At 30.6% G+C, this 4,328-nt stretch carries 3 protein-coding genes and 1 pseudogene; all 4 read left to right on the forward strand.

Annotation, left to right across the window (positions count from 1 at the left end; translation table 11 throughout):
• Positions 1 to 111 precede the first annotated feature (111 nt).
• Positions 112 to 882, forward strand: coding sequence for a methyltransferase domain-containing protein (locus tag QM495_RS12120; protein WP_408672377.1), 771 nt, complete (start codon positions 112 to 114; stop codon positions 880 to 882).
• A 562-nt stretch (positions 883 to 1,444) separates the two neighbouring features.
• Positions 1,445 to 2,920: a catalase gene (locus QM495_RS12125; protein ID WP_408672378.1), complete on the forward strand. Its 1,476-nt coding sequence runs from the start codon at positions 1,445 to 1,447 to the stop codon at positions 2,918 to 2,920.
• A gap of 220 nt (positions 2,921 to 3,140) precedes the next feature.
• A pseudogene (locus QM495_RS12130) lies at positions 3,141 to 3,260 on the forward strand (integrase core domain-containing protein); the annotation flags it as partial.
• Positions 3,261 to 3,385: 125 nt separating this feature from the next.
• Complete coding sequence (locus tag QM495_RS12135) at positions 3,386 to 4,306, forward strand: hypothetical protein (RefSeq protein ID WP_408672379.1); 921 nt, start codon at positions 3,386 to 3,388, stop codon at positions 4,304 to 4,306.
• Positions 4,307 to 4,328 lie beyond the last annotated feature (22 nt).

Here is a 4,328-nt window from a genome sequence, read left to right on the forward strand (position 1 = left end):
AACACATTTAAGAAATAAAGAAAAGTCAATAAGGTTAGAAACTAATTTAGTGTAAAGTCTAATCTTTAACTTGTGTAAACCATGTATCTTAACGAACATTTGGTATGAAAAATGAACATCATAACTACAAAGTGGAAACCTGAACTTTATAATGAAAAACATTCATTTGTTTACGATTATGGTGAGAATCTTATAAAACTACTTGACCCAAAAGCAAATGAACGGATTTTGGATTTAGGTTGTGGTTCTGGACAACTAACATTTAAAATTAATGAATTAGCTAAAGAAACGATTGGAATTGACAAATCCCAAGAAATGATTGATGATGCTAAATCAAAATTTAAGAACATAGAGTTTCAAGTTGGAGATGCTGGCAATTTCGAATTCAATGAAAAATTTGATTCAATTTTTTCAAATGCAACGCTTCACTGGGTAAAAAACTATAAAGATGCCATAAAATGTATGTTTGAAAACTTGAAATCAAATGGAAAAATTGTTCTTGAGTTCGGTGGAAAAGGAAATGTTCAAACAATCGTTAATCAGTTAAGAGATTCATTGCGTAATAGAGGCTATATTGAACAATCCGAATTAGACTTATGGTATTTTCCTTCAATTGGTGAATATTCGACTGAATTAGAATCTGTCGGATTTAGAGTTCTTTTAGCAGAACATTTTGATCGCCCAACAGAACTTGCTAATGAAAAGTCTGGAATAAAAGACTGGATTTCAATGTTTGCAGAAAGTTTCTTTAAAGATGTTAGTTTTAATCACATTGAAGAGATTAAAAATGAGGTGCAAGATAAAGTGAAAGAAAAATGCTTGATTAATGGAAAATGGTTTGCTGATTACAAAAGAATTAGAATCGTAGCAATAAAAGAATAAAACGTTTGATAACAACGTGTATAAAAAATAGCTAAAACTGTAATAAATTCAATGGTTTGTGTATTTTTACTGTGGATATTTTTCCTGCGAAAAATTATCCACATATTTAACCGCTAAATTTCATACACAAACCGTTGTAATTCATAGCGGATTTCAGGTCTGAAATCCACAATTTGAGTTTTAAAGTAGCTTAAGAACTCTCAGAATAATTACGTTGCCCGATTTTAATATTGAAACGCAAAAGAAATGATAATTGAATCGGTACGATTTTGAGCACAATTACGGAATGAAAAGTTGAAATGTGAAAAATTTCCAATCACAACGGAGTTTAAGCATTAAATTGGTTCGATTTTAGCACAACAACGGAGAAATGAGCGAAACGAAACCTAAAAATGACAAATTGAACTAAACGGAAAACATTTTTGACTTTGCCAATCTTAGCGGATTTGAAAGTTGCCAGTAATTAAATATCTATAGGTGAAATTGATATCAATATAAATACTATCGATTTTTTTTATACTATAAATATTCCGTTCTTTGTATTTCATTAAAATAATTAATTATGTCGAAAAACAAAAAGATAACAACAAGCACTGGGTGTCCCATAAATCATTATGAAGACACTCAAACGGTAGGAGAAAGAGGACCAGCATTATTACAAGACTTTTTTCTACAAGAAAAATTAGCACAATTTAATAGAGAAAGAATTCCCGAAAGAATTGTACATGCTAAAGGTACGGGTGCTTATGGTAAGTTTACTGTAACTCACGATATTTCTAAATATAGTAGAGCAAATCTATTTTCTGAAATAGGAAAAGAAACAAAACTATTTGTTCGTTTTTCTACTGTTGGCGGTGAAAAAGGTTCTGCAGATACTGAAAGAGATCCAAGAGGATTTGCAGTGAAATTTTATACTAAAGAAGGAAATTGGGATATAGTAGGAAATAACACACCAGTTTTCTTTATTAAAGATGCTAAAAAATTTCCTGATTTTATCCATACACAAAAAAGAAATCCAAAAACAAATTTAAAAGACGCCACTATGGTTTGGGATTATTGGTCTTTAAATCCTGAAAGTTTACATCAAGTTTTGATATTAATGTCTGATAGAGGAACACCTGATGGTTACAGGCATATGAATGGTTATGGAAGTCATACTTTTTCAATGGTAAATAAAGCTAATGAGCGTTTCTATGTGAAATTTCATTACAAAACAAAGCAAGGAAACAAAACTTTTACAGATGCTGAGGCAAGTGAATTAAAAGGTACAGATCCAGATTATGCACAAAGAGATTTAGTGAATGCCATTAAAAAAAGAGATTTTCCTAAATGGACACTAAAAATTCAAATAATGACCCTGAATGAAGCCAAAAAATTTCAATGGAACCCGTTTGATTTAACAAAAATCTGGCCTCATTCAGATTTTCCATTAATGGATGTTGGAGAAATAGAATTGAATGAAATACCAGAAAATTATTTCCAAGATGTGGAACAAGCAGCATTTTCACCTTCAAATTTAGTTGATGGAATTGGTTTTTCACCAGATAAAATGTTACAAGGACGTATTTTTGCATATTCAGATGCACAACGCTACAGAATTGGAGCAAATTACAATGCATTACCTGTAAATAAATGCCTATATGCTACAACCAATTATCACAGAGACGGAGCAATGCGTTTTGATGGAAATGGAGGTAGTTCTCAAAATCATTTTCCAAATAGTTTTGATGGAAATTATGTAGATGACAAACATAAAAGTCCATCTTATCAATTAGACAATAATGAAGTTGCTTATTTTGACAGAAACTTAAATGATGACGACCATTATTCTCAACCAAAAGGATTGTTTGAGGAGGTAATGACAGAAGTACAACAACAAAATACAATTAGCAATATTGTTAATGCAATGAGTGGAATTGAAGGAGAAAAGAAAGATGAAATTATAAACCGTCAATTATGTCATTGGTTTAGAGTAAGCCCTAAATTAGGAGTAGGAATTGCAAAAGGATTAAATGTAAATATAGACGAATATATGTAATAATAACTACAGGTAACAATGTATAAAAATAATAGCGGTTTTAGTGTTGAATTCAAAGTTAGCTCCTCTAACAAAAATGAGTGTAAAACCGAAAGTTTAGTACTTCAAAATCCGCTACTATTCTTATGCCAAACGTTAGGTGCAAGCGGACCCGTCCTGAAATATGTATACACAAAACCACAAGTATATGTATAAAAAATGACAGAGTAACCAGACCTTTACAAATGTAGCTCATGCCAAAAGAGCAACAAAAAATGCAATTAAATTATACAACCAAATAAGATTACACGTATCTTTGGATTATAAAACTCCTAATTCGGTATACAAAAATGTAGCTTAATAATTAATTTTAACCTGTAGCCGTATTTCAGGACTAGACATGCAGATTAAAAATCGTAAAAAATTAAACCTTTTAATAAAAAATATGTCTTATCATAATATTGATTTAAACCAAATTTAGCTTTTATGAGAATGATAATATTTTTACAGATAGCACTTTTGTTAAGTGCGTGTGACAAAACTACTGATCCAATACCAACAAATAATAGCAAATACACTTTTGTTGCGATACATTTTGAAGCAGGGTATAAAGGTCGATTGGATAATGATTTACCGATAGATTTACCTGAAGAGTATTTAACAATGGATTTTGGCTGGCAGGAATATTTATTTGAAACAGCAGAAAAATTAATTCAAAAAGCTAATGATTATGGTTTTCATCTTACTTTGGAATTTAACCCACAATGGGCAGAATATATTCTTTTAGATAATTCAAAAATAAATACGGTTAAACAATGGCAAGAGCGAGGACACGAAATTGCATTTCATCATCATTCATTGAATCATCCAGACTGGAATGGGTATTCTAATGACCCAAATGCGGTAGGTAATCCAATTCCATTTCTAGGGAATGTTAATATAGGTTTAGATTTTGTAAGGAATTTGGCTACACCTGAAGATGTTACAACAGCTATGATTGGTGGTTTGCCTATTGATATGCCCCAGAGCTACGAAAACACCTCCGAAAATTTAATATTTACTAGTGGAAATCAATATAGCTCGTTTGAACAATATGGCAATCTTAGAAGTTTAAAACCATACAGGATTATAAAAAATAACGGAGCAGAAATTACTTTTGTTACTCATAGACAATTAACAACAATATCCAATGATTTCACCATTGAGGAAGCTCTGAATATTTTTAAAGCAGAGTATAATAATATTCAAGATGAGGAGATTTATGGACTAGTATTTCATTGCTATGATTATCTTAAAGCAGAAGACACATATAACAACTGGTTTGAATTTATTAAAAATAATGGTGATACAATAAAAACTGTTAGCGAAGTAATTTCTGAATACGAATATGAAATACCAATTGAGTGATTGTAAATAGAATTAATATAAA

Source organism: Lutibacter sp. (genome assembly GCF_046055765.1).
Classification (GTDB): Bacteria; Bacteroidota; Bacteroidia; order Flavobacteriales; family Flavobacteriaceae; genus Lutibacter.

What these genes read in the sequence shown, in the direction of transcription:
- QM495_RS12120 (WP_408672377.1), top strand. Translation starts at nt 112, where the DNA reads ATGAACATCATAACTACAAAGTGGAAACCTGAACTTTATAATGAAAAA.
- QM495_RS12125 (WP_408672378.1), top strand. Translation starts at nt 1,445, where the DNA reads ATGTCGAAAAACAAAAAGATAACAACAAGCACTGGGTGTCCCATAAAT.
- QM495_RS12135 (WP_408672379.1), top strand. Translation starts at nt 3,386, where the DNA reads ATGAGAATGATAATATTTTTACAGATAGCACTTTTGTTAAGTGCGTGT.